This window comes from Halostella limicola (assembly GCF_003675875.1).
GTDB classification, from domain to species: domain Archaea; phylum Halobacteriota; class Halobacteria; order Halobacteriales; family Natronoarchaeaceae; genus Halostella; species Halostella limicola.
This window is the reverse complement of record NZ_RCDI01000001.1, coordinates 662,113-685,873: the sequence shown is the minus strand read 5'-3', so window position 1 is coordinate 685,873 and position 23,761 is coordinate 662,113. Positions and strand designations below refer to the sequence as shown.

Genomic DNA, 23,761 nt, shown 5'->3' with positions numbered 1-23,761 from the left:
GCACCTAATGTCTGAGTGAACCGAACGGTGTTGCCGACCGATCCGGCGCGGCCGTGCGACACCCGTCCCGAACGTGTCCGAAACCGTACGATACGTTAACGTGTGACGACCCCGAAAGTTGCGGACGCGCGGCATCGACCGAGCGGCGCGACCGAGCGAACTCAGACACCAACCATGGCCGACGACTACACGCCGATCACGACCGCGTTCGAGCTCCAGCGAACGACGATCGAACAGAGCCGCGAGGCGTTCGAGCAGATGGTCGAGTTCCAGCGGCAGTTCAGCGAGGCGGTCGTCTCCGGCGCGGCGGCGACCGGCGAGATCCAGTCGCGGGGGATCGAGACGAGCCGCCGGGCGCTGCACACCTACCTCGACGCCGTCGAGGCGACGCTCCCGGGGGCCGACGACGCCGTCGAGCAGATGCGCGAGACGATCGACGAGCAGTTCGACCGGCTCGAAGAACAACAGGAGGAGGCGCTCTCGTCCATCGAGGAGGGACTCGACGACGTCGAGGAAGTCCCGGCGGAGTACCTCGACGCGATGGACGACCAGCTCGACGTCCTGATCGACGCACACCAGCAAGTCGAGGAGCGGACGGTCGACGCGCTCGACCAGATGGAGACGCAGGTCGAGCAGCTACAGGAGACGGGACAGGAGCAGGCAAAGCGCCAGGCCGAGGCGCTGCAGGACCACATCGACGAGCTCCAGGACCAGATGCAGCCGACCGGCGCGGAGGACTGAGCTGCCGCCCTCAGAGGACGTCCTCGTAGAGGGCGAGGTAGTCGGCGAGATGCCGCGGCAGGAGGAACCCCTCGCGGACGGTCTTCCGGCCGCGTCGTCCGAACCGCCGCCGACGGTCCGTATCGGAGAGCAGGCGTTCGAGTCGGTCGGCGACGGCCGCCGTGTCGCGGGGACCGACGAGGTAACCGTTCTCGCCGTCCTTGATCTGTAACGGGATGCCGCCCACGCCCGTGCCGACGACCGGCGTCTCTTTCCAGAGCGCCTCGGAGACGACGAGGCCGAACCCCTCCCGCAGCGACTTCTGCACTACGACGTCGGACTCGCGCTGCAGGAGATTGATCGTCTCGTCAGGCTCGTTCGTCAGGAGGTGGACGTCGGGGTCGTCCGCCGTCTCCTCGGCGACACGGTCGTATATCGCCGGTCCCTCGGGGTCGTCATCGGCCATCCCGCCAGCGAGTACCAGATGGGCGTCCGGGAACGACGACCTCACCTCGCGGAACGCCTCGACGACGCCGAGCTGGTCCTTCCAGGGGTCGAAGCGGGACACCTGCGTCACTACCGGCGCCTCGGCGTCGAAGGGGATCGAGGACAGGCGATCGCGCTCTGCCGCCGCTTCGCTGTCGTCGAGTGGTCGATTCTTCGGGGTCAGGGGATCGATCGACGGGTGGATAACCGTCGTCGGAACGTCGAGCCCGCGACCGTAGTCGATCTGGCTCACCACCGCACGGTCGACTCGGTCCACGTAGTCGGTGACGAACGAGAGGTGCGCCGGCGACGCCGCCGTGAGGTCGATGTGACAGCGCCAGACGAACCGCGTGTCGGGAAATTGGCGCGCGAGCGAGTCGACCATTCCCAGAGCCTGCGGGTCGTGGAGGACGACGAGGTCGTACTCGTCCGCCACCAGTCCCGCGTTTCGCTCGGTGACCGCGCGAAACGTCGCCCGCATGTCCTTGGTGATCGCCGCGTCCTGACCCTGCAGGCCGTTGTGCAGGGCCTTCGTCACCTCGAAGAACGCGTCGTCGGCGTCCATGACGGCCCATTCGGTGTCGATGCCGAGGTCGTTCGATAGCGGGACGAGCGAGCGAAGCAGTTCGGCGACGCCGCCGCCGGACGCCGTCGAGTTGACGTGTAGGATTCGCGCGTCCTCGAGGTTGTCGGCGAGCGCGTGGAGCCGATCTCGCCGCTCGGAACTCAGCACGTCCGCGTAGTCCGAAAGCGACCGAGTCGCCTCCGCCGCGGCAACGGGTCGCTCGAGCGAGCGACCTGTATCGTCGAGGTCGGGATCGGGGTCCTGGTTCTCTGCCATGAGTGAGACTCCGCCGGCGGGCCGCGTCCGCCAACGACCGCGCCGACGGACGCACTTCTCTGTCGTCACTGTTTGTTATACACTAACATATCTAGTGCGCCGGACGGTCAGTCGACGTTACCGATCGCGGAGCGGTCTATACACTGACCGTAACACCCGATAAGGGAGACAGGTCTCTAACTGGTAGGCGGGCGGTGTCCGCGAGCGCAGACCGCGGCAGCCGGTTCGCTCAGTCCGTCGGCGCGACCGACCGCTCCGGCGTGACGGTCTCCTCGACCTGCGTCCAGACCAGCACGACGCCGACCGCGGCCAGCGCCGCGCCGAACGCGAACGGGACGACGAAGCCGAGTTCGACGAGAAAGCCCGACGCGAGCGGGCCGAACGCCACGCCGAAGCCGAACGCCATCGTCAGGACCGACAGGGTCGACCCGGACTTCCCGGCGGGCGCGATGTCGCCGGCCAGCGCGAGCGCGGGGGCGAACACCAGCGCCCCGGCGATCCCCTGGGCGAACCTGGCGGCGACCATCAGCCACGGGTCGAAGATGATCCCCTGCACGAACGTCGTCGGCACGAGCAGAACCATCCCGATCAGGATGAAGTTCTTCCGGCCGTAGACGTCCGTCGCTCGCCCGATCGGCGTCTGTAGCAGTATCTGCGAGAGGATGAACGCCGCGAACTGGAACCCGAACATCGTCGGCCCCTGGTCGAGGCGCGCGTTGATGATGTCGCCCAGCGTGGCGAACAGCGCGATCCCGACGGCCATGAAAAACGAGACGACACCGAGGGTGAACACGGGGTCGAGGACCCCCGGGCCGGACCGGTCGACGATCGCGACCGCGTCCAGCGCGTTCTCCTTCGCGTCCGCCACGTCGTCCGGGTCGCGGATCAGGGTCGCGACGAGGACGAAACTGATAGTCGCCGTCAGCGTCGCGAAGTAAAATGCCGCGTCGAACCCGCTGAACGCGACCGCGACCCCGCCGAGCGAGAACGCGTACGGGCCGGCCGACACGACCGCGCCGGCCGCGATCGGTCCCGCGCCGAACCCGAGCAGGCGGAAGGTGTTGTACGTCCCCATGTTGCCGCCGCGGTTCGCGTCGGACGCGAGGTCGTTCACCAGGGCGACGGTCGTCGGGATGATCAGCGCGCCGGCGACGCCCTGCAGCGTCCGCAGGCCGAGGAGGTGCCAGTACGCCGTCGCGAACGAGTAGGCGAAGCTGGCGACCCCGATCAGGACGAGGCCGACGAGAACGAAGATCTTCCGGCGACCGGTCCGGTCCGAGAGACGCCCCGTGAACGGCTGGAGCGGGCTGTTGACGAACCCGAACAGCGAGAGGACGATCCCCGTGATGGCGACCTCCGTGAGCCCGAAGGTGTCGCCCTGCACCACTTCGCTCCCGATGAACAGCGGGAGCACGACGATGAGAAAGGAGTTCCCGATAGACTCCGTCATGCGGGCGATAGCGAGGGCGAGAACCTGACGGTCGATACCGAGACGGTCGGCTACGCCCATCGGGTCACCGGCATCGTCTGCGCCATACGGAAACGTCCGTTTCGCCGGTGAAGATTGTTGGGGGGAACAGGATCGGGGTGTACCGGACGACGCGATCCCGTCTCGGAACCAGCGCCTGCTCCGCGTGCGCAGACAGCACTTACCGGTTACCGACGATCGCCGCCGGCGTGAACAGCGAAACGTCGTCCCGTTCGCCCGCGACCGACCGGAGCCCCTCCGAGAACCCGGAGCGGCAGAAACAGCAGTAGTGATACTCCGGATCGCCGCCGTTCGGGGGTGTCCACTCGATCACTCCCGCGCTGCGTTCGAGGTCGGCCAAGTCTCCTTCCGTCATCTCCCTGGTCGTGTACGTGCACTCACCGGCGACGATCGTTCCGTCGCTCGCGAGGCCGACGACGTCGAGTTCGTGGTGGTCGTGCCACCAGTACCCGATCCCACGGTACGTCTTCGGGATCAGCGACGGGAGTGCGTTCTGACAGACGAGCTCGAACATCGACCCCATGTACTCCTGGAACGTCGGTTCGACCAACTGTTCGTAGGCGTCGTCACCGAGTTGTGTGAGCTCGCTCTGCTGACCGTACACGTACCTGAACCAGAAACGAAACAGCGGCTCCTTCAGTCGATACCGGCTTTTCCGCGTGGCGTTCGGGTTGGCAGTCACGGGGATATCTCGTTCGACCAATCGAAGGCGACGGAGCTTCGAGAGGTACGACCCGAGAGAGTTCGAGTCGACGCCGGCGAAGTCGGCGATCTCGTTTGCCTCACGCTTTCCCGTCGCGATCGCTCGGAGAATGGTGTAGTACGTCTGGGGTTGCCGGATCCCGAACTCAGTGCGCAGCAGGAACTCCGGTTCGTTATGGAGGACGCCGTGTTCCGAGAGCACGTGTGTCTGAATGTTCGCGGGGAGCGACTCAGAGGGCGTAAGCGCCCGAAGGTAGTACGGCGTCCCGCCGAAGACGCCCCACGTCCGGATGACCGCCTCGGGGTCGTCGTCCGGATAGAACGCGGCGGCGTCCGATAGTTCGAGTGGCGGCAGATCGATCGTTCCGGTCCGACGGCCGTAGAGCGGGCTCCCCCCGCTGAGGACTTTCTCCTCCATGATGCTGATGGACGACCCGACGAGAACCAGCGTCGACGCCGTTTCTGCGAGATGCATGTCCCAGACGCGCTGGATCTTGGAGGGCAAGGCGTCGTTCGATTCGATAAGGTAGGGGACCTCGTCCAGAATGACGATCGCGTCCTCTCGGCCGATCGCCCGGAGAAGGGCCTCCCAGTCGCGCTTGATATCTTCGACCACGGGAAACGTCTCGATGGCCGTTTCGACGAAATCCTCCAGCTGTACGTCCGGCGTTTCCTCAGTCGCCTGCCAGTAGACGGCGTCCTCTCGGCCCTCGATCGCTTCGCGGACGAGCGCACTCTTTCCCAGCCGTCGCCGACCGTAGACGACCAGCAGGTCGGCGTCGTCGCCCTCGAAGCGTGACTCCAACAACTCGAGTTCGTCCTCGCGGTCGACGAAGCGGGGACTGACCATAGGGACACTTCGTGACCCGTGACGATAATTGTGGCAATTATCTAAATCACGATTTTACTAATCGCGATTTTACTAATCGTGTATCGAGAGCGTGGACCAGCGACCAAACGAGCCGACAGCTTCCCGGCACCGTCTCGCTCGTTTCACAATCAGAATCACGGCACAAGAGCGGGTCGTGAAGGATATCGCCCCCTGTTCGGCCCTCAAACGGGGGTCACGATCAGACTGAGAGCCGCTAATACATCTCCTTTCACAGGGGATATCGGAGCTAGGAACACCACTCTTGGCGCACGCTCAGACGGTACACGACCGACATCGGCACATAGAGGCACTGTAGTGGTCGTTTAACTCTCGCGCGCGCCGCATCCATCGCGTCGAAAGAGCCCCACAGATCTTCACAATCGGTCGCCGTCACGCGATTCCCGGATTCGGATCCGTACGCGAAGACCGATGCCGTCGTCGGCTATCGACCCGTCAGCGGCCCTCGCGTCGGCGTTCGCCGATTCCGCGTCTTCGTCGCCGTCGCCGCGCCCCCGTCTGTTTCCTAGTTCGGATCCGGAGAGCGGTTCTGTACCGTTCCTTGCGGCCCACGAGACCGATTGTGAAACATCGGTGACGCCCGCACGTCGGTCGAGACCTCCAGAGGGCGATGCTGACGCTCGTAGACCGATCGTGAAACGCCGAACCTCGCCACGACCGGCCGGAACAGTTCGCCACCGGCTAGTTAGTCGCGCGTTACTGACCGTACTTCGACGGGGCCAGTGCCTCGATGGTCCGCTCGGCCATGGCCGCGTCGGCGTTGTTCGGGATGGTCACCATCGGCCGGGTGACGCAGTCGACGTCGGCGACGGCTCGGAACTGCTCGCGGGCCTGTTCGGGCGTCCCGGCGACGCCGAGGGCGGCGACCATCTCGTCGGTGACGTTCTCGGCGGCGGCCGCGCGGTCGCCATCGCGCCAGGCCTCGGCGACGGCCGACGCGCCGTCCGGGAACCGCTGGCCGACCGCCCGCTCGTAGCCGCGGCCGTTGCCGACGTAGTAAGCGACGTGCTTGCGGATGGCGTCTCTGGCTTCGTCCGGGTCGTCGCTGACGGCGGCGGGGACGTACGGCGCGACATCGACGTCAGCGTCGCGGCCGGCCGCTTCCGCCTGGTCGACGATGTACTCGTAGGCGTCGTCGAGGTCCGGGAACGGGACGTTGTGCGGGATCCAGCCGTCGCACAGCCGGGCGACGACGCGCCGGTTCGCCTCCCCGAGCGCGGCGTGATAGACGGGGACCTCGCGGTCGAGCGACGGGAAGTCCTGCACGTCGAACACCTCGCCCTCGTACTCGACGCGGCCGTCCGCCGCGAGGAACAGCTTCGTGAGTTCGATGGTCTCGTGCGCCCGGCGGACGGGGTTGGGGTCGTCCCACTCTGCCCCGTGGAGGTCCTCGACGGCCTTCCGCGTCGACGTACCGACGCCGAGGCGGAACCGGCCGTCGGAGACGCGGTCGAGCGTCGCGGCGGTCATCGCCAGCACGGCGGGTGACCGCGAGAAGACGTTCAGGATCGCCGTGCCGACCGCGATGTCGTCGGTGTTGGCCGCGATGTCGGTGAGCTGGACGACCGCGCTCGTACCCCACAGTTCGCCGAGCCAGAGGCCGTCGTACCCGAGGTCCTCGGCGCGGACGGCGAGGTCGGTCAGCCCGTCGTGCGTCTGCGGGAGCAGGAGGTCGGTGGGCATGGGCGTACGCACGGCGCAAGGGGTGAAAAACGGGATCGGGGGGGTGGCGATCAGCGGTGCTGCCGATCCGAACCAACCTACCGCGATGGGCTGTCGACCGTTGTTCGCGTAAAAGCGTCGGCTTGGTGGCGTTAGCCGAGATATTCGAGGTCTCCGAACCGCTCCCGGTTCATCGTAGTGACGATGAAGCGTTTCACTGTATCCACCAGCTCTTCCTCCGTCTCGTACGTTGCGACACGAAGATCCCATCGCGTTCGTGCCGACCGGATCATCTCGCTGGTCACGTTCGCTTCGTGAACGAAGATTATCCTGTCTCCGTGTGTCTCAGCGACGTTCTCCAAAACACTCCCCGCTTCTTCTCCGACGCCGAAGTTGTGTCCGAGAAACGGGACAACAAAGACGGTTGCGTTTGCGCAACGGGCGTATTCAATCAAACGAATTGCTCCATACAAAGCTTAAACCGACTAGAACCAAGGTTATCGCAAGTGCGTTCTTCACTGAATTACGCGAGAAACACAACGTCGATGACGCTGTGTTTCTCGTCGATGGTGATAAGGCGCTGAACTATGCCTGTCAACGACATGGCCTCGGTTTCAGATACGAACGACATGGAAATCGGAACAGTGTCGAACGTGTCTTTCGTGAGATAAAACGTAGAACATCCTCTTTCTCAAACTGCTTTAGCAACGCTTACGCAGAAACTGCTGACCAGTGGCTCAGATCGTTTGCCTTCGCATGGAATCAGCTTATCTGAACACGATGTTTTCAGTGTACCTTGGCTTGACAAAGACTAAGCGATTCGGACGGGTAGTTCGAAATACGATGGGGACGAAAAACACGCGAGTCGCCGACGAAGTACCGGACGATCCGGACGATCTCCTTCCGGAGACGAGCGTGCTCTCCCTCGATGAGTACCTCGATATGCAGGCGGCGATCGGTAATCGAACGCGGTTCGAGATCGTCTACCGGCTCGCTCACGGGGACGAACTAACGCCGACGGAACTCAACGAGGCGATGGACGTCGACGATAGCACGCTCCACTACCACCTCAACGAGCTCCAAGACGTGGGACTCGTCGAGAAGCGCGTTCGGACGGAACGGAACAGCGATGGACTGTACACATACTACAGATCGACGATACTCGGCGACGTCATCCTCGAACACGGGGTCGAAGAACTCCTCCGTCGCGAATGGGACTTCAGCGAAGCCTATGACGGTAGCGGGAGCGCTTAAGCCCTAGACGCGCCCGGCAGAACCCCTCGAACGGCTCGGCGACCTCGTCGCTATCGGTGGTGCCGATTGGTCGATCTGGGGACAGAGCGTCTTCACGTTCGACAAACCGGTCAGATCGGAAAGGAAGCGTTAGCCTCGGCTGCCTTACCCGCGTTCGTTCACGGTCAGGTTGTCGAACCAGGTCTCGTGGGGGATGCCGCCCGTGGTCCCGACGCCGACCGTTCCCGCGCCGATGGCGTCCGAGTGGGCGTGTTCGAGCTGGTCGGTCCCCTCGAGCGACAGGGTGATCGTGTCGCCCCGGATCCGCAGGGCCAGCGTGTGCACCTCGCCCGGCTCGACGGTCACCGACCCCTTCTCGACGGTCTCCCACTCGAGCGTCGACCCCTCGTCGTAGAAGATGTTGACCCCGTTGCCCTGCACGCCGACGCGGCCGAACCACCGGTCGTTCCCGTCGCCGACGACGAGGTACGCGTTCTTCTTGTAGTTGGAGACCTCGGTGACGAAGTCGACCCGGACGTCGCGGTCCCCGCCCCACGAGTACTCGTTCGGATCCAGCACGGCGAACGCCTTCCCCTCCCCTCTGCTCGCGTGCAGGCTGTTCCCGTCGATCTTCTCCTCGACGTTCCAGTCGTCCCGGCTGCCCGCGATCACCACGTACTCGTCGAACGATCCCTCCGAGAAGTCCTCTCGGAGCCCCGCCGAGTCGTCGCCGGCGCCCTCGAGCGCGACCTCGACCCGCGTCGGGTCGGTGACGGCGAGTTCGCGCGTGTACGTCTCGTCGGCGAACCGGTCGCTGTCCGCCGGCGGCCGGACTTCGACGCGGACGTCGCCGCGGAGCTCCATCCCGGTCGTCTCGCTCCCGTCCCAGACGAAACGTCCGTCGGCGTTCGTCGGGTACGGCGTGATGCCGGCGTCGGCCTCATCGTTGTAGTGTTCGACGGCGACCCTCGCGTTCCCCACGGGCTGGCCGCTCTGGTCGACCACGTCGATCTCGACGGGGTACGCCTCGGGGAGTTCGACCGAGCCGATATCTCTGGACTGCGTCGGCTGCAACTGCGTCACCGCGAACAGGTCGGGCGTCCCGTCCCTCGGCCCGACCGGTCCCTGCGGCTCGAACGTGTCGTTGTCCGTGTCGGCGTCGTTCAGCTGGTAGTACTGAACGTCGTGACGCCAGTCGGTCGGGGCGGTGTAGGAGAAGCTCCCGTCCTCGCGGGTGGTGACCATCGTGAGCAGCGACTGGTCCTCGACGGTGAAGACGGCGAGCGTGTTCGCCGCCGCGGGAGCGCCGCCCGGTTCGAGGATCGTCCCGGAGATCTCGACGGCGTCGGGCGTCGACTCGGGCTGCTCGACGCGCCCGCTCGGCCCGCGACCGCGGACGACGCGCGCCACGCCGCTGCCGCTTCCCACGCCGCTGATCGTGTCGAACTCCCAGTTCGCCTGGCAGACGAACAGCGACGAGCGGTCCTCCGACTCGTACTGGAACTCCACCGGCACGCGAAACACGACGCTGGCCTCGTCGAGATCGACCACGACGTTGTCCGACTGCCAGCCGAGCATGGCCGTGTCGTGCGTGTTCGGGTTCCGCGTCTCCGGCGGCATCGGTTCGGTCAGTTCGGCCGAGTTCTCCCACGGATCGCCGAAGCCGGTCGTGAGGGAGTCGACGATGTTGAGCGCGGCGCCGACGCCCGGTATCACCCCGATCGCCCGCTTCAGTTCGTCCTCGATCTCGTCGAGGCTCTCGGCGTCCGCGCTCGACAGCTCCGCGTACGTGTTCGACGACAGCTTGCGGCTCGCCTCGTAGGCCGGGATGCCGGTCCGGAGCGGATGCCAGGCAACGGCCGGACCCGGCGATTCCGCCGGCGACTGCGTCTCCGTTCCCTTCACGGTCACACCTCCCGCGACGTCGATGTCGTCCTGCGACCCGTAATCGACGAGCACGGCGTCCTCCGGGAACGTCAGGGAGAACATCCCCGACGACAGGTCGTACCGCTCGGAGTGGATCTCGTGGGGGTCCCTGCCGGTCCGACCGCCGACCGCGTTCGTCACCTCGATCGAGAAGATCTGCTGGGTCAGACCGTGGATCCCCAGCGGGAGTTGCTGGGTGTCGCTGTACGGGTTGCCGACGTGGCGCCAGACAGTGACGACGCCGAGCGACGTGTCGCCGTCCGTGAGCTGCGTCGGATAGACCAGCAGCTCCTTGTCGATCGGTATCCGGCCGCTCAGCGCGGTCTCCAGAACCGACGAACCGTAGACCTGCGTCGTGAACCAGTCGTTGCGGACCTCCGTTCCGGCGGTTTCCCTGACGACTTCCTTCCGGGCGATCACCAGCGGCTCCTGGTCAGCCGAGAAGGCGTCGAACGAGAGGGTGTACTCGCCGTTCGCGTCTGTTTCGGCTTCGGCGACTTTGGACCGAGCGGCGGCGTCGAACAGTTCGACCCGGGCGTTCCCGACGGGCGTCGCGTGGGCGTCCACTATTTGCCCCGTCACGGAGACGGACTGCGCGGCCGACCGCCGTCCCCACCGCCCGCGAACGTCCTTCGCGACGACCGCTCCGGCCGCGGAACGGTTCAGGATCTCTCGCCGCGTGTACTGCTTTCCCATGTTACCAAATACCACATCACGACGTAAAGGTTGGCGGAATGAAAGGAGAAACGATATCAAAGTTCACCGGTACGAGCGTCGAACGCACCGTTTCCAGGCGGTATCGACGCCGGTGCGGGCCGGACTACAGTCGGGCGAGCGGGCGAGACCTACGCGCGCTCGACGCCGGTGATCTCGAATCGCGCGCCGCCGGCGTCGCTTTCGGCGACGCGTATCGACCAGTCGTGGGCCTCGCAGATCTCCCGCACTATCGCCAGCCCGACCCCGATCCCCGCCTTGGCCGACGAGTAACCGCGTTCGAACACGCGGTCGCGCTCCCCCTCGGGGACGCCCGGGCCGTCGTCCGCGACGTAGAAGCCGTCGTCGAGCGCGCCGACGCAGACGGTGACGCCGTCGCCGCCGTGCTCCACCGCGTTCCGAAAGAGGTTCTCGAACACGTGGCGCACCCTGTCCGGGTCGCCGCGGACCGCGAGGTCGTCGTCGACGACGAGCGTCGCCTCGGCCGTCGCCACGTGGTCCCAGCAGTCGTCGGCGAGGTCGGTGAGGGAACAGTGCTCCGGCTCGTCGACCGTTCGGCCCTGCTGCGCCAGCTCCAGCGTGTTCTCGATGATCGGCTCCATGCGGGCGAGCGCGTCGGCGACGTCGTCGAGGTGGTCGCTGTCGCACTCCAGTCGCGCCAGTTCGAGCCGGCCGTTGGCGACGCTCAGCGGGTTGCGGAGGTCGTGGGAGACGACGTCGGCGAACCGCTCCAGCCGGTCGTTCTGGCGCTCGAGCGCCGTCGTGCGGTCCCGCAGTAGCGACTCCCGCTCGACCCGCTGCAGGGCCGTAGCGAGCGTCGACGCCAGGATGTCGACGAGCTTCGCGTCCGTCTCGGTGTACGCCGCGGGCTCCCGCCAGGAGACGATGAACACGCCGCGGTCGTCGATCGGGTAGACGATCGCGCTCCCCGCCGGCGTCCGTCCCTGTAGTTCGGTCCGCTCGGCGGTGTCGGGGAGGTACGTCGGCTCGCCGCCGTCGAACGCCTCCCACACGAGGGACGCGACGGGGTCGTCCGCCGTTTGGTCGTAGGTCGGCGCCGCCTCGAACGTCTCGGGAACGGTGTCGGTCACCGCGGTCGGTTCGAGGCGTTGCCCGTCGTCCGATACCCGGTGGAAGCCGGAGAGTTCGGCGGCGAGGATCTCCCGGGCGGCGTCGACGGCGACCGACGCCGTCTCGTTGACCGCGGCAGTGCCCATCAGCGACCGAGTCTGCTCCTGAAGGGCTTCGAGCTTCCGGGCCTGCGCGGCGCGGTCGAGCGCGCTCGCGACGTTCTCCGCCAGGATCTTCGCCAGCGTCTCGTCCGCGGCGTCGAAGGCGTCGGGGGTCGTCGCGGAGAGGATGAACACGCCGTGGTCGCCGAGCGGGAGGTGCATCTCGCTGCGGACCGGGGTGTCCTCGTTGTGGCGCTCGTCGACCGATCGGACGTCGCCGTGGACGAGCGCCCGGCCGTCGCGGTAGGCGGACCACGCGATGCTGTCCTCGCCGAGCGTCGGCGGGTCGCCGAGCAGGTCGCTACTCGGTCCCGAGACGACGGCCGGCGCGAGGCCGCCGGCGTCCGCGTCGTGGAAGTGGACGCCGTTCATCGGAATGTCGAGGATGTCGTTCGCGGCCTCGCTCGCGACCGTCGCGACCTCGTCCGGCGCGTCGGCGGCCATCAGGTCCCGCGTCGCCGCGTGGAGGGACTCGAGTTTCCGCTCGTGCCCGGTCTCGACCCCCCCGTGGAGGTGCCGTTGCCGCGATCGGGTCCGCGCCTCGTCGACGGCCGCGCGGACGCGCTCCGCCAGGCGTTCGTACGGGTTGTCGCCGCGGTCCCGTTGCAGGTACTCGGTAACCCCCGCCGCGACGGCGTCTGCGGCGACGTCCTCGGACCCGTCGGTCGCGAACAGGACGAACGGCAGGTCGGGGCGCTCGTCGCGGACCGCCGCCAGCAACGCCACCCCGTCCGGAGCCGGCGGCCGGTGATCCCCGACGACACAGTCGATCGGTCCCTCGTCGAGCCGGTCGAGCCCGTCGCTCGCGCCGGCGGCGGTGACGACGGCGATCCGGTCGTCCGCTCGTTCGAGCCGCCGCGCGGTCGCTTCGGGGTCCTCCTCGACGAGTAGCACGCGGAGACGCCCCGGCGCCAGCGGCGAGAAGTGACGCTCGTCCGGTCCAGCCATACGTTAGGTATCAGTCTCCGTATCATGAGGGTTCGGGTCAGTTTCAGCGGCGGAGAACGGGAGAAAAGGATAGATTATTAACACGATGGCGACGTCCGGGAGTCGGCGGCGGCGAAACGACGCCCTCGTGGCGCCGAGATGACGTGAGAGGGAAGCGCAACTACCGGCTCGGGACGACGTTCGCGGACGAGTTAGCGTCCTGACGCTTTAGTCGCCTTCGTAGACGGGCGTCGACGTTCGCGTCGGGACGCCGAGACTGTCGGAGGTAGGACGGCCATACCGCCCGTTCTCAGGAATTTGGGGCTGGAGAGGAGGCTCGCTAACGGCGTGCCGTTTCGACGGATTTCCTCTGAATACGGGCGGCCGTCGCCCGACGTACCAGCGGAACGGCACTCGGCGACGCTAACTACATCTTCCGTAATTTACGAATTATCCCTGTGAATCGCCGTTTTTCGACGGTTTTACCGACCAATGGCCTTATCCCCTCCCCGTTCCCCTGAACGGGTAATGCATCCCGAAGCTATCGAACAGTGTGCGTACTGTCAGTCGAGCACCCCCGTCACGTACTACGAGATCGGCACGGCCGAGGAGTCGGAGATCTCCGCGCGCGTCCCCATCTGCGACGAGTGTTTCACGCCGACCGGACGGTAACGTCGACTCTCTGTTTTCGTCCGTCCCGGTTGCGATGATGGAAGTCCGTCCTTTGACCTCGTCGCTCGGCGGCGAGGTGCCCGGACTCTCCTCCGACTACGGCCGCGGGCGTTCGCGTTGTCCGCCCGAGAACTGCGTCCGCAGCCACCGCAGCGTGTGCGCCAGCCCCGCCGTGTTCTCGGCCGGTTCGAGGACCTTCGCCCGCTCGTCGAACGCGACCGCGTCGACGGCGGTCAGCTTCCCCATGTGCGCCTGATAGAGGCCCGTGTAGACGGCCTTGCGCTGCTTGCCCGTGACGGCGTCCCGGTCGACGTCGTACTGGCGGGCCGCGACCCGCTCGGCGACCGCCGACAGGGACAGCGGCTCGTCGCTCGCGTCGACGATGTCGATCGTGTGGCGTCGTCGCTTGTTGCTGAGGCAGTCGAGCGCGTCCTCCAGCGAGAGGTCCATCGTCGCGGACGCCGGCGGCCGTTCCATTAGTGGGGTGGTCCGACTCCGACTACTTATTATTGATATTAAATATCTGTCAGAATAGGTCGGTAGGCAGCCGGCTTGTCGGTCGAACCCAAGTACGCTGCCAAACGAAGTTAGCAGAAAAACGGGTCAGACGCCGCGTGCGTCCTGGGTGCCCGTCAGTCGGTCCGTTCCCTGCCCAGTCCTCCCTACTGGCGGCCGCGCGCGTCGCTCACTCGCGGGTCGCGCGTCGCGGTGCCCCGCCGATCCGGTCGAGGTACTCGTCGAGGTCCAGGGCGAACTCGCGGTCCGTGGGGAGGTCGATCCAGCGGTACTCGAACTCGCTGCCGGCCTCGGCGCCGTCGCCGGTGACCTCGTGCGTCCAGCGGTCCCGGGGGTCGTCGACGGTCACGCGGTAGAAGTGGCGCACGTAGCGCTTCGAGGGGCGGCGAGGCCAGACGTCGGTCGCGAGGTGGCTGACGTCGTCGAGCGCGCGGAGCCCGCTCTCCTCGGCGACCTCGCGCCGGAGCGCCTCGCGCGGCGACTCGCCGGGTTCGACGGTGCCTTTCGGCACCTGGAGGCGGTCCTCGTCGGGGCCCTCGAACACGAGGAGCTCGCGGTCGCCGCGCGTGACGTACGCGCAGGCCTTCCGGACGTACGTGACCTCCCTGTCGGGCATCGTTCCCCCACGTACGTTCTCTGAGGATAAAAATATGGAACACGCTACCACTCTCGCATGACGGGCGGGGAGCGCGCCGCTCGACCGGGGTCGTTGGCCGGAAACGATATATCCGTCCACCGATGAGAACCAGTCGCCACCGTCCCGCGCGACCGGCCTGTACCTGAGGCTCCAGATCATCGCTGGTTGCGGGACCGGTGGCGCTCTTACCGGAGAGCGGCGGGGCTCTCGCGGCGTTCGCTGAACGTTTTCGAACCGCGGCGTCGGGTATATCCAATCCGTGGTAGAGTATCTTTCGCACGGCTACCCAACCATTTTGGTGATAGCTATATCCCCAACTCTCCGGTATAGACGAGTACCCGGCTACAACCGGGCTGCAGAGGCACCCGATGCTCTCCGCAGGGGAGAGGAGACCATCATCGCGGACGTTTTCGTTTTACTCGGGAATCCTGAACGGCGGCGGCGCGGCGCGGGGGTGGCAGCGAAGCGTCGCGCTCAGTCGTCCTTCCGATACAGCGGTGACCGGACCCCGAGGTTCAGCGATCGAACGAGCCACCAGCTCTCGAGCCCTGCCCACGCCACGCTCACGGCGATAGTGACCACTACGGGCCCGAGTTCCGCGGGACCGATCCACGTCGGACTCACGTAGATGATGGCGTTGACGACGCGCGAGGGCAACAGGCCGCGCACGACGCTGACGGCCGGGCCGAGGCCGCCGAAGTCGTAGTCCTGTCCCCCGGCACTGTCTCGGCCCCGGGAGTCGAGATCGAGCGCTCGCGCGCTCTCACCGCCACTGCTCTCAGACCCCGTTTCGAGGCGTTCCGCATCGTAGGGGTGTGAGAGTTCGACCTGCCAGACGATCTCGCCCTCGGGGTTGACCTCGATCAGGCGCTTGCCGTTCGTGTCGGTGATGAGGGTGTTACCGTTGGGGAGGCGGTCGGCGTCGCGGGGCCACTGCATGCGCTCGTCGGACCACTCCCACGTGCGCGTCCACTCGCCGTCCTCGCGCTGGAACTCCGCTACGCGGCCGTTCTCGGAGTCCGCGACGACGACCGCGGGGCCGCCGCGCTCCTCGGGGATGTAGTCCGGGTTGTGCTGCTCGTGCTGGATCGACTCGTTTCCGTCCGCGCCGAGCGTCCAGGACTCGTTCAGCCCTGTCTCGGGGTCGATGAACGCGATCTGATCCTGGTTGCGGAGGCTCACCATCACGCGCCCGTCCTCCAGCAACTCGACGTCGTTGAGATGCGTCCAGTCGCCGGGGTAGTGACCGCCGTCCTCGACCGCGTACTCGCTCTGTGCGCTCCACGCCCAGTCGGTTGTCCCGTGTTCTGTGTCCAGCAGGGACACCCGGTCGTCCGCCATGTCCGCGACGAGGACGTGCGTCTCGTTGACGCGGACGTGGTCGTGCCACTCGCCGGCGATCTCCCGGTGGTCGTAGCGGGTGACGATGCGCGTCGTCTCACCCGTGGTGAGGTTCAGGCGTTCGACGACGTTTCGGGTGCACGGCGGGTCCCGACACCGGTCGCTTTCCGTGGCCAGGGTATCGGCGGCGACGTACTCGACGGTCATCGACTCGTTCTCGACGGGGTCGACGTCGAAGTACTTCGTGTGCGAGTTGTTGTAGTACGCGATGCTCCCGTCTGGCGCGTACGCGATGATGGTGCCGTATCTGGCGGATTCGGTGACGACGGTGTGGTTCTCCGTCGGCGGCGCTTCGGGAACGTCGTCCTTGGTCGCCGTCGTCGAACCGGTGATCGCTGCGAACCCGAGCGTCGTAACACAGAGCGCAATGACGACGGCGAAGCCGATGCGGAGGCGGTGCTTCGTCATGTGCCGTTGTAGCGGCTGTGCCGCGTCCGAAACGGCGAAGTTCATCCCTGATCCCTCCGTTCAGCGGGTAGCTGTGGTCGGTTTCTCGGGGGTCGTCGGGGTCGTTCCGAACCGCGGCTTCGTCGGCGCTGCGCTACTCACTCCGTCTGTACTCTCCGTAGAGTTCGGTCTCCGCTCAGGAGGCAGTATCGCGGAGCATCGAGTGCTGTCGTTTGTGGCCGTTCTTCTACACCGTCCCTAATAGAACTAGTCGGGGTGGCCGGTCGACCTGAAAGCAGACTTTACCCTGATCGGGCGAAAACACTCACGTGAGACAGGGTATCCGTGGTGACCACAGCACGCCGGAAACGGCAAACGACCGATCGAGCCCGGAGACGGACCGGTCCAGGTGCAGCGCATGACTAGCCCTGCAGCGGATCTCCTGCGAGACACGAAACTTATCGCGGTGAGCGTTCTGGCCCTGCTAGGTGGCGGAGCACTGTTCGTACTGTCGGTCGCGGCGTCTCCGAGGTTGGCGTTCGCCGCGACCGTGCTCCTCGGACTGGTCGCGCTGGCGGTGCTAATTTCGGCGAGATAACGTCCGGATAGTTATTTATCCCGCCGTATCGACTTACCGGTATGGCTCGACTCGGGTCCCAGTCGGCGCTCACGTACGTCGGCGTCGTCGCCGCGGTCATCGGCGCAATAGGGTTCGTCGCCTTCGGCTGGCGGTTCGGCGGCGATAGCGGCACCGTTCCCACGGCTGTCGGGGTCGCCTTCGCGGCCGTTGCCATCGTCTGGACGCTCTATCGGCGCTCCTGACGGTCGGCGGTCCCGCGTCCGCACGAGCCGGTCGTTCGTGCGGCCGGCCGCGTCCGCGGGCACGGCGGAAACGCTTAGTCCGCTACCTGCCAACGCTCTCGGTGATGACCCAGCGCTTCCTCGTCATGGGCGACCACCACGGCGACATGGTGTCGCTGCGGCGCGTCCTCGCGGACACCGAGGGCGAGACGTTCGACTACGCCGTGCACGTCGGCGACTTCACGAACGCGGTCCGAAAGGACAGGCAAGTCGCCGCCGAGCAGCTCCGCGAGGTCGAGCCCCTCCTCGAAGCGATCGCCGACCGGACCCGCCACGGCCTCGTGTGGGTGTACGGCAACCGCGACTACTTCGGCGACCTGCCGTACGACCTCGACGTCGGCACACGGATCCCCGACGACGGCTGCGTCACCGTCGGCGGCCAGCGGTTCACGAACTCACCGGCCGCCGTCGAGTCCGACGTGATCCTCGTCACCCACATGGAGACGTGGTCGCTGCTCGACCACTTCGAGGGCCGCGCGCACTTCTGCGGGAACACCCACATCGGCCGGTACAGGAACCGTCGCCTCAACTCGGCGTTCCTACAGTACACCTACCGGGAGACGGGCGAGCAGACGTACGGCGGCTACTTCGTCGTCGAGGTCGGGGCGACGCCGCGGTTCGACGTCGAGGTGCGGCCCGTCGGCGCGCTCGAACGGAAACACTGCGAGGTCCACGCGGAGCGGGGCGTCCAGTTCCGCCCGCCGGAGCGGGACTGCATGTACTGCGCCGACGAGCGTCGGCTGCTGCGGGAGATGGCCGCCTCGGCGTTCTACGGGCTGACGAACGGGACCGAGCGGGACGCCGTCGCTGCGGACGACCTCGTCGACTACGCCGTGGGCCTGTGGGACGACCCGCCGAGCGGGTTCGAGAGCGACTTCCGCGACTACCTGGCTGCGGTGTCCGAGGACCGGTACGCGCCGCTCGCGCGGACCGACCGCGGCCGACTCCGCGTGGCCGACGAGAGCTACGCGTACTGACCGGCGTGGATCTGTAAGAGAGAATAGAGCGCCTCAGTGTCTGCTCTTTCACTGCTACCGAGTTTGCTAACGAAACATTTTCTCTGCTTCGCTCGTCTAGTTTAGGACTTCTCAAGGAGCGAGCGCGCTCGTTGAACGTAACTGTTGGCACCCCAGCTTCGGGTGGTGCTGATCTCATCGAGCAACATCCGTGCGTCGTCGGGTGTCAATCGTCCGGTTCGAACGAACACCGAAAGAAGTGTTGGAGTCGTTACGAGTCGCGTGTCAGCCAACGAGGCATGGATCAGTCCGAGCCGGTTGAACTCGTCGCAAAGCAACAGCGATGCATCGATCTCATTTGCGAGTGTCACGGCAGCGTTCTCGCCGTCGTCAAGTGGGAAGTCAGCGTTGAGCGTTACTGATCGTGTTGTGATCTCGGTCGAACGGTCAAGAACTGTGGTTGCAGCGTGGCCATGCTCATCATCATACGAAGCAAGCTCCCCAAGTTCGTCGACGACCTCTTGTGGCACCAGAACGTCATAAGCGGACAGACACTGTGATAGCGGATCAGGGTCAGTGTCCTTCACACTCCCTAAACTCACTAACGAAGAGGTATCTGCAACTAACTCCGACATCTATCGGTTGGCCACGTCGTCGACGAAGTCTTCGTCCAGTTGCTGTTTCAATACGCGAAGGTTCGCCGCTTCTTCTGCCCCGACGAGTGCTTTGAGTTGCTCGTGAGAGATCTCGCCGTCGTAGTACGCAGCGGCGATTTCTTGGGTCAGTGCATCATCGTGAGTGGCCTCTTGAAGGTACTCCCGAAGTGCTGTCACGAGGACATCCGTCCGGTCCTCCCCGAGGACTGTTGCCAGAGCGTCGGCCCGGTTGATGAGCCTATTCGGAGCACGAAATTGGACCCTCTTTTTATCCGTACTCATCATGTGTCCATTGTGAGCCAACCCACTTAGCGGTTTCTGTGTGTACACTGTGAGTCCATCTATCAGCCAGACAGCTTACCACTGCAGTGTAGAAGACACATAACTGGCTGAAAAGACCATGCAACAGATCACGGCATGGGACAAAACGTACAAGCCCCGTTCTGTGGTACTGGACCGCATGGCTCGGTGCCCTCACTGCGAGGAAGACGTGACCGACTGGGCGGAACGGATCGAGAAAGCGCCGGCGGCCAACACGCCGAAGGTGTGGACCTGTCCCGAGTGCGACGCCGTGCTCGGCGTCTCGGACTGGGGAACCGAGGAGTAGTCGGCCGCGGTCGCTCGCGGAACGCGGGATCTCGGCTGGGTCTGATCGGCTACGCGTCGCTCGGCCGGCCCCGACCACGTCCTCGATCGGCACGACGGCTATTAGGTCGGAGACCCTATCGCCAGCATGGACATCGGCCTCACGGTGGGGGACTCGATCGAGCGGCTGGAAGCGACCGCGGAGGGTTTCGACTTCGTCGAGCTCTCAATCGGGGAGTCGGCGTTCGCCATCGCGGACGCGGACGACGACCGCCTGCGCGAGGCGCTCGCGGCCGTCGACGCCGACCTGTGCGTCCACCTCCCGTTCGAGCAGGTCGTCTCGACGCCGGTGTCGCAGCTCAACGAGGCGATCGTGGCGTACCTGTCGGAGCTGCTCGACTGGGCCGGCGCGGTCGGCGCCCGGAAGGCGGTCCTCCACGGGACAATGCGGGACCCCCACGACACCGACCAGCGGCCGGTCTTCGCGGAACAGCTGTCGGCGATCGCCGACGCCGGCGACGACGCCGGCGTCGAGGTCGTGGTCGAGAACGTCGGTCACCAGGCCCGGGGGCTGCCGCTCTCGGTCCTCGGCGACCTCGCCGCGGAGACGGACACCGCCGTCTGCTTCGACATCGGCCACGCGTACATGGAAGACGGCGACGATGGGGTCGAACGGTTTCTCGATGACCACGGCGAACGGGTCTCGCACCTCCACGTCCACGACGTCCGGCGCCGCGGCGACACGCACCTCCCCGTCGGGGCGGGAGAAGTCGACTACGACCTCGTGGCCGACTCGCTGCCCGCCTTCGACGGCACGGTCGCCGTCGAGGTGTTCACCGACGACGGCGCGTTGCTACGCGACTCCGCCGAGCGGGTGGCCGATCACCTCGACGGTGCGTGAGGGGACTCTGAGAGTCGTGTCTCGTCAATAACGACTCACGGCTCCGAAAGGACGCCAAGCGCGGCGAGCGATCGCACGTGCTCGGCCGCGCGAGCCTCGCGGGCCGACTCGTCCGACTCGTCGACCTCCAGATCGAGATGCTTCATGAGACGGAGCCGAGCATCGACCCGGTAGAGGGTCGGGATCTCGGGGACGTCGACCTCGGGGGCATATCCGGACCGAAAGCGTACACGGAGATCCGCTCGATCGGCAGCGCCGAGTCGAGGCCAGTCAGTCAACAGCGCCTCGGCGTGGGCGATCTCGTAGGCGGCCGGCGCCGCGGCCGCGCCGGCCCAGTCGAGGACCGCTCGCGTACGGAACGGCTCGTCGGGGTCGAACACCAGGTTCGCGGGCCGATAATCCATGTGGACGAGGACGGGGTCGACCGATGCGGAACGGCGGTGCTCGTCGACGGCCGACGCCACGTAGTCCTGGAGTGTCGCCTCGTAGCGGTCGAACCGTCCGCCGAGAGCCTCGATCTTGGCGGTCATCGCCCGTTCCAACAGCGACGGCCAGTCCTCGTAGGACCCCCTGACCGCGACGCCGTCGTCGCCCGGAACGAGCGGGCCGACCGTCTCGAACGAGTCGACCTCGTGGAGCGCGGCGAGATGTCGCCCGCCGTCCTCGCAGAGACGCGCGAGGACGTCCGACGAGAGATCTGTCGGTCGGTCCGGGACCGTCCGTCCGGCCACCCGTTCGAACAGACAGCAAGGGTGTTCGAGGACGTCGTCGCTCACTGCGAGTACCGCGGGCACCGGAACCCCGGTCCGGTCGCGGACGAACCGCAGGATCGCGGGTTCGGCCCGCACGCGGTCGGGCGACGCCGTTCCCACCTTCAAGATCGCCTCCCGATCCGCGAACGTCACCGCGTACACCGCGTTCTTCCCGGCCTCGACGGTGGCGAGGTCCCGGACGGTCGTGCCCGGCCGAAGGTCGGCGAGCGCTGCCCGGACGGCAGTTTCAGAGGGGCGGGTCACGGTTTCCACGTGCGACGGCGAGCCATTCTTTTCTTCCGGTGTGCCGGCTTCGAACTCCCGGGATGCCCACGGAACCTTCACTTGCGAAAGGCCGAGGCATCTCCCTGCCCGGAGATGACCCATAAGATTTATTACTAGTAATGTTGCCGACTGATCTACCGTCGGTGCGGTGAGCGCTCCGGGGCTTTGCAGCTGACCGCCCTGACGGTACCCGCGCTCGGAACGGACAGAGGCTCCCCACGGATCCAGTCCGTCGCGAACCCCCGTCGGGATGACCGGGGGTTCGTGACACCTCCATTTTTGCGTGAGAGCGTCGATACGGCGAAATCTTTGCGGCGAACACGAGACTTAATACCAGCGTCGTGGCCTCTCTCCCCGTATCGTCACTGCCACACCCATCTGTGCATGTCATGTCATCCCATCCGGCAGTGAGGATACGCCGCCGAACAGCGGACTGGATCACGCAGTCGGTGAGCCGCAGTCCGTCGATCCGATGCCAGCGACGCTCGCCCCTGGTCCACGAGCCAGGGGCCACCCAACACTCCTCTCGCACACTGCAAAAGACACGCCTCAGAACTGAACGAGGATGTCCGCATTACCTGTTTCGAATATTGAGGCTTGCAGAGGTTGTCCGATCAGTAGCGATGGGCACAACTGTGAGAAGCGCACGGGTATGCGGTGCCCATCCGTGGACTTGGTTTCAGGCAATGAAAAAGTCGAGCGAAACGGATTGGTGCCACTTTTGACCATCTGAATCCGCTGCACCGACGGTAGTTATAACGTGTTTCCTGCGGACAAATTAGTATGGCGACTAGTGGCGGTACCAGGCAGGAGACCGTCCTCGCGGACCTCGAACTCACCCGGGGACTCACCATCCAGATGACCGCACTTAGCACGCTCGGGTTCGTCGTCGCGGCGGCCGCTCTCAGCGGTCTGTATCAGGTGGTGACTGGCCACGCGGCATTGTTTCAGTTCGGCCCCGCCGGCGTCGACTGATGGACGGACACACTGAACGTTCTCGTCATCGTGGTACTGGGGACCGGGTTCGTCGTTCCCCACGAGTGGTTACACGGGCTCGCCATCCGATACTACGGCGGCGAGGCGTCCTACGGGGTCGGCGTTGCGCACTTCATCTTGCCATACGCTTACGCCACGACGGACCACGAGTTCTCGCGTAACCAGTTTATCGTCGTCCTGCTGACGCCGCTCGTCGTGATGACCGCCGTCGGCGTGCCGGCGATGCTCGCCTTCGAGTGGGGCTGGCTGATCGTCCCGCTGGCCGCCAATGCCGCGGGTGCGGTCGCCGACCTTTGGATGACGCTGACGCCGTTGGGCTTTCCTGCTGACGTGCGACTCGAAGACCATCCGGACGGCGTCCGGATACTCGGCCGCGAAGGTGACCGGCCGTGCGCCCTGTCAGTAACTGCCGTCGTCTGGGACGCGTTCGCAGGGGCAGCCGTCGCGACGTTCGCAGTGTTGCTCCTCCTAGCAGTTGGCGGCCCGCTCGCCCTGTCGGTCCTCGGCGTCGAGTCGATCACGATCGGGACGCCGGGGACCCTGACCTACCTGTTCTCGTTTGTGTCTACACCGACCGAGATCCCTCTGGGCGTCGGTCCTGGGGTGCTCGTCATCGGCGCGGTCGGCGGGCTGGCGTATGCGTTCGTCTGTAGCTATCAGGGCGGACGAGGCCGAACTGGTGAACGGCCAACGACGCCGGGTAACGGCCGCTGAGTCACTTCTGTGCCGTGAGAAGGCACTGAGCAACCGGCGCGTCTCCTGCGATAGCTCTGATCACTGACGGCCGATCAACACATCGACTTACTTGCCTTGTATACCGCATCAAGAGAGGAACAGGACGATTTGTACGTTATCGAAATCTCTAAACGGGAGATCTCGGTTGGCGATATTCGCCCTGGTGATCTGCCGCATTGCCGTCCTTTCGAAACTGTGCATTGATACGTCTCCGCGAGGAAGTCCTGGGCATCGACGCGGAGACACAACCGGAACAGGCTCAAGATAACGGAGCGCCAATTAATGAAGGCGAACAGCTGACGGTCGATATCGAAGCCCTTGGCGATCAGGACGACGGTAGCGCCCGCATCGAACACGGTTACGTGATCATCGTCCCGAAGGCAGAGCAGGGAGAACGGGTGACGATCGAGATCACGAATGTCTGCGACACCATCGTGTTTGCGGACGTGGTTGAACGACACGCTGAGTACAAGCAGCACCCCTAGTGAAAGAGATATGATACGAGTACGAACACGGTATCGGCTCTATCGATCGCTCCGAGCGGCACATCGGAGTCGACGGCAAGCGATAGAGATCGCTTTGGTACATCCCACGCCAGAC

The 23,761-nt window shown here is 65.6% G+C and carries 22 protein-coding genes and 2 pseudogenes; 11 read left to right on the top strand and 13 right to left on the bottom strand.

Annotation, left to right across the window (positions count from 1 at the left end; translation table 11 throughout):
• Positions 1-174: 174 nt before the first annotated feature.
• Positions 175-741 (top strand): hypothetical protein, encoded by a 567-nt coding sequence (locus tag D8670_RS04410; RefSeq protein WP_121816867.1) that lies wholly within the window; start codon positions 175-177, stop codon positions 739-741.
• 10 nt (positions 742-751) lie between these two features.
• Here the strand turns inward: D8670_RS04410 and D8670_RS04405 are convergent, their stop codons facing one another.
• The 5 genes and pseudogenes from D8670_RS04405 to D8670_RS04385 form a co-directional block, all read right to left on the bottom strand.
• The gene (locus D8670_RS04405) at positions 752-2,047 is read right to left on the bottom strand and encodes a glycosyltransferase (RefSeq protein WP_121816866.1); all 1,296 of its coding nucleotides are present in this window, start codon (positions 2,045-2,047) and stop codon (positions 752-754) included.
• A 229-nt stretch (positions 2,048-2,276) separates the two neighbouring features.
• Positions 2,277-3,557, bottom strand: a complete 1,281-nt coding sequence (locus D8670_RS04400; protein WP_121816865.1) for an MFS transporter — start codon at positions 3,555-3,557, stop codon at positions 2,277-2,279.
• Between the two features lie 139 nt (positions 3,558-3,696).
• Positions 3,697-5,088: an ATP-binding protein gene (locus tag D8670_RS04395; protein WP_121816864.1), complete on the bottom strand. Its 1,392-nt coding sequence runs from the start codon at positions 5,086-5,088 to the stop codon at positions 3,697-3,699.
• A gap of 735 nt (positions 5,089-5,823) precedes the next feature.
• Positions 5,824-6,810: an LLM class flavin-dependent oxidoreductase gene (locus tag D8670_RS04390; protein ID WP_121816863.1), complete on the bottom strand. Its 987-nt coding sequence runs from the start codon at positions 6,808-6,810 to the stop codon at positions 5,824-5,826.
• Between the two features lie 131 nt (positions 6,811-6,941).
• Positions 6,942-7,241 (bottom strand): annotated as a pseudogene (locus tag D8670_RS04385) (DUF7509 family protein); the annotation flags it as partial.
• On the opposite strand from D8670_RS04385, the pseudogene D8670_RS04380 reads away from it, so the two are divergent.
• Both D8670_RS04380 and D8670_RS04375 read left to right on the top strand, forming a co-directional pair.
• Positions 7,238-7,564 (top strand): annotated as a pseudogene (locus tag D8670_RS04380) (IS6 family transposase); the annotation flags it as partial. The pseudogenes D8670_RS04385 and D8670_RS04380 sit on opposite strands and share 4 nt — an antisense overlap.
• Positions 7,565-7,632: 68 nt before the next feature.
• Positions 7,633-8,043, top strand: a complete 411-nt coding sequence (locus tag D8670_RS04375) for an ArsR/SmtB family transcription factor (protein ID WP_121816862.1) — start codon at positions 7,633-7,635, stop codon at positions 8,041-8,043.
• A gap of 144 nt (positions 8,044-8,187) precedes the next feature.
• Here D8670_RS04375 and D8670_RS04370 read toward each other — a convergent pair whose 3' ends face one another.
• Together D8670_RS04370 and D8670_RS04365 are read right to left on the bottom strand one after the other, a co-directional pair.
• Complete coding sequence (locus D8670_RS04370) at positions 8,188-10,644, bottom strand: carboxypeptidase-like regulatory domain-containing protein (RefSeq protein ID WP_121816861.1); 2,457 nt, start codon at positions 10,642-10,644, stop codon at positions 8,188-8,190.
• Between the two features lie 149 nt (positions 10,645-10,793).
• Positions 10,794-12,842 carry a hybrid sensor histidine kinase/response regulator gene (locus D8670_RS04365; RefSeq protein ID WP_121816860.1) on the bottom strand — a complete coding sequence of 683 codons (2,049 nt, stop codon included), beginning with the start codon at positions 12,840-12,842 and terminating at the stop codon, positions 10,794-10,796.
• Positions 12,843-13,349: 507 nt separating this feature from the next.
• On the opposite strand from D8670_RS04365, the gene D8670_RS20735 reads away from it, so the two are divergent.
• On the top strand, positions 13,350-13,493 hold the full coding sequence (locus D8670_RS20735; RefSeq protein WP_162994186.1) for a hypothetical protein: 144 nt from the start codon (positions 13,350-13,352) through the stop codon (positions 13,491-13,493).
• A 96-nt stretch (positions 13,494-13,589) separates the two neighbouring features.
• Here D8670_RS20735 and D8670_RS04360 read toward each other — a convergent pair whose 3' ends face one another.
• The 3 genes from D8670_RS04360 to D8670_RS04350 form a co-directional block, all read right to left on the bottom strand.
• The gene (locus D8670_RS04360) at positions 13,590-13,970 is read right to left on the bottom strand and encodes a DUF7344 domain-containing protein (protein ID WP_121816859.1); all 381 of its coding nucleotides are present in this window, start codon (positions 13,968-13,970) and stop codon (positions 13,590-13,592) included.
• Positions 13,971-14,178: 208 nt separating this feature from the next.
• Positions 14,179-14,625: an NUDIX hydrolase gene (locus tag D8670_RS04355; protein ID WP_121816858.1), complete on the bottom strand. Its 447-nt coding sequence runs from the start codon at positions 14,623-14,625 to the stop codon at positions 14,179-14,181.
• Between the two features lie 495 nt (positions 14,626-15,120).
• Positions 15,121-16,455 carry an arylsulfotransferase family protein gene (locus tag D8670_RS04350; RefSeq protein WP_233752194.1) on the bottom strand — a complete coding sequence of 445 codons (1,335 nt, stop codon included), beginning with the start codon at positions 16,453-16,455 and terminating at the stop codon, positions 15,121-15,123.
• A 618-nt stretch (positions 16,456-17,073) separates the two neighbouring features.
• Between D8670_RS04350 and D8670_RS04340 the strand changes: the two genes are divergently transcribed.
• Both D8670_RS04340 and D8670_RS04335 read left to right on the top strand, forming a co-directional pair.
• On the top strand, positions 17,074-17,256 hold the full coding sequence (locus D8670_RS04340) for a hypothetical protein (RefSeq protein WP_121816855.1): 183 nt from the start codon (positions 17,074-17,076) through the stop codon (positions 17,254-17,256).
• 104 nt (positions 17,257-17,360) lie between these two features.
• Positions 17,361-18,272, top strand: a complete 912-nt coding sequence (locus tag D8670_RS04335) for a metallophosphoesterase (RefSeq protein ID WP_121816854.1) — start codon at positions 17,361-17,363, stop codon at positions 18,270-18,272.
• 101 nt (positions 18,273-18,373) lie between these two features.
• On the opposite strand, the gene D8670_RS04330 is transcribed toward D8670_RS04335, so the two are convergent.
• Positions 18,374-18,886 carry a PIN domain-containing protein gene (locus D8670_RS04330; RefSeq protein ID WP_121816853.1) on the bottom strand — a complete coding sequence of 171 codons (513 nt, stop codon included), beginning with the start codon at positions 18,884-18,886 and terminating at the stop codon, positions 18,374-18,376.
• Positions 18,887-19,189: a hypothetical protein gene (locus D8670_RS04325; protein WP_121817562.1), complete on the bottom strand. Its 303-nt coding sequence runs from the start codon at positions 19,187-19,189 to the stop codon at positions 18,887-18,889. It abuts the gene before it with no gap.
• A gap of 178 nt (positions 19,190-19,367) precedes the next feature.
• Between D8670_RS04325 and D8670_RS04320 the strand changes: the two genes are divergently transcribed.
• Together D8670_RS04320 and D8670_RS04315 are read left to right on the top strand one after the other, a co-directional pair.
• Positions 19,368-19,514: a hypothetical protein gene (locus tag D8670_RS04320; protein ID WP_233752192.1), complete on the top strand. Its 147-nt coding sequence runs from the start codon at positions 19,368-19,370 to the stop codon at positions 19,512-19,514.
• 126 nt (positions 19,515-19,640) lie between these two features.
• Positions 19,641-20,393 (top strand): sugar phosphate isomerase/epimerase family protein, encoded by a 753-nt coding sequence (locus D8670_RS04315; RefSeq protein ID WP_121816851.1) that lies wholly within the window; start codon positions 19,641-19,643, stop codon positions 20,391-20,393.
• Between the two features lie 35 nt (positions 20,394-20,428).
• On the opposite strand, the gene D8670_RS04310 is transcribed toward D8670_RS04315, so the two are convergent.
• Positions 20,429-21,418: a phosphotransferase family protein gene (locus D8670_RS04310; protein ID WP_162994185.1), complete on the bottom strand. Its 990-nt coding sequence runs from the start codon at positions 21,416-21,418 to the stop codon at positions 20,429-20,431.
• A gap of 795 nt (positions 21,419-22,213) precedes the next feature.
• Between D8670_RS04310 and D8670_RS04305 the strand changes: the two genes are divergently transcribed.
• The 3 genes from D8670_RS04305 (at position 22,214) to D8670_RS04295 (ending at position 23,646) form a co-directional block, all read left to right on the top strand.
• On the top strand, positions 22,214-22,405 hold the full coding sequence (locus tag D8670_RS04305) for a hypothetical protein (RefSeq protein ID WP_121816849.1): 192 nt from the start codon (positions 22,214-22,216) through the stop codon (positions 22,403-22,405).
• Positions 22,406-22,435: 30 nt separating this feature from the next.
• Entirely contained in the window at positions 22,436-23,140 is a 705-nt protein-coding gene (locus D8670_RS04300; RefSeq protein WP_162994184.1) for a DUF3267 domain-containing protein, read from the top strand.
• Between the two features lie 221 nt (positions 23,141-23,361).
• Positions 23,362-23,646: a TRAM domain-containing protein gene (locus D8670_RS04295; RefSeq protein WP_233752191.1), complete on the top strand. Its 285-nt coding sequence runs from the start codon at positions 23,362-23,364 to the stop codon at positions 23,644-23,646.
• The last annotated feature ends 115 nt before the right edge of the window (positions 23,647-23,761 follow it).

Excerpts from the sequence above, each read along its gene's own strand:
- D8670_RS20735 (WP_162994186.1), top strand. The coding sequence starts at position 13,350 with ATGCATCCCGAAGCTATCGAACAGTGTGCGTACTGTCAGTCGAGCACC.
- D8670_RS04355 (WP_121816858.1), bottom strand. The coding sequence starts at position 14,625 with ATGCCCGACAGGGAGGTCACGTACGTCCGGAAGGCCTGCGCGTACGTC.
- D8670_RS04395 (WP_121816864.1), bottom strand. The coding sequence starts at position 5,088 with ATGGTCAGTCCCCGCTTCGTCGACCGCGAGGACGAACTCGAGTTGTTG.
- D8670_RS04410 (WP_121816867.1), top strand. The coding sequence starts at position 175 with ATGGCCGACGACTACACGCCGATCACGACCGCGTTCGAGCTCCAGCGA.
- D8670_RS04365 (WP_121816860.1), bottom strand. The coding sequence starts at position 12,842 with ATGGCTGGACCGGACGAGCGTCACTTCTCGCCGCTGGCGCCGGGGCGT.
- D8670_RS04400 (WP_121816865.1), bottom strand. The coding sequence starts at position 3,557 with ATGGGCGTAGCCGACCGTCTCGGTATCGACCGTCAGGTTCTCGCCCTC.
- D8670_RS04305 (WP_121816849.1), top strand. The coding sequence starts at position 22,214 with ATGGCGACTAGTGGCGGTACCAGGCAGGAGACCGTCCTCGCGGACCTC.
- D8670_RS04360 (WP_121816859.1), bottom strand. The coding sequence starts at position 13,970 with ATGGAACGGCCGCCGGCGTCCGCGACGATGGACCTCTCGCTGGAGGAC.
- D8670_RS04405 (WP_121816866.1), bottom strand. The coding sequence starts at position 2,047 with ATGGCAGAGAACCAGGACCCCGATCCCGACCTCGACGATACAGGTCGC.
- D8670_RS04370 (WP_121816861.1), bottom strand. The coding sequence starts at position 10,644 with ATGGGAAAGCAGTACACGCGGCGAGAGATCCTGAACCGTTCCGCGGCC.
- D8670_RS04320 (WP_233752192.1), top strand. The coding sequence starts at position 19,368 with ATGGCTCGGTGCCCTCACTGCGAGGAAGACGTGACCGACTGGGCGGAA.
- D8670_RS04375 (WP_121816862.1), top strand. The coding sequence starts at position 7,633 with ATGGGGACGAAAAACACGCGAGTCGCCGACGAAGTACCGGACGATCCG.
- D8670_RS04325 (WP_121817562.1), bottom strand. The coding sequence starts at position 19,189 with ATGAGTACGGATAAAAAGAGGGTCCAATTTCGTGCTCCGAATAGGCTC.
- D8670_RS04315 (WP_121816851.1), top strand. The coding sequence starts at position 19,641 with ATGGACATCGGCCTCACGGTGGGGGACTCGATCGAGCGGCTGGAAGCG.
- D8670_RS04335 (WP_121816854.1), top strand. The coding sequence starts at position 17,361 with ATGACCCAGCGCTTCCTCGTCATGGGCGACCACCACGGCGACATGGTG.
- D8670_RS04390 (WP_121816863.1), bottom strand. The coding sequence starts at position 6,810 with ATGCCCACCGACCTCCTGCTCCCGCAGACGCACGACGGGCTGACCGAC.
- D8670_RS04350 (WP_233752194.1), bottom strand. The coding sequence starts at position 16,455 with ATGACGAAGCACCGCCTCCGCATCGGCTTCGCCGTCGTCATTGCGCTC.
- D8670_RS04330 (WP_121816853.1), bottom strand. The coding sequence starts at position 18,886 with ATGTCGGAGTTAGTTGCAGATACCTCTTCGTTAGTGAGTTTAGGGAGT.
- D8670_RS04340 (WP_121816855.1), top strand. The coding sequence starts at position 17,074 with ATGGCTCGACTCGGGTCCCAGTCGGCGCTCACGTACGTCGGCGTCGTC.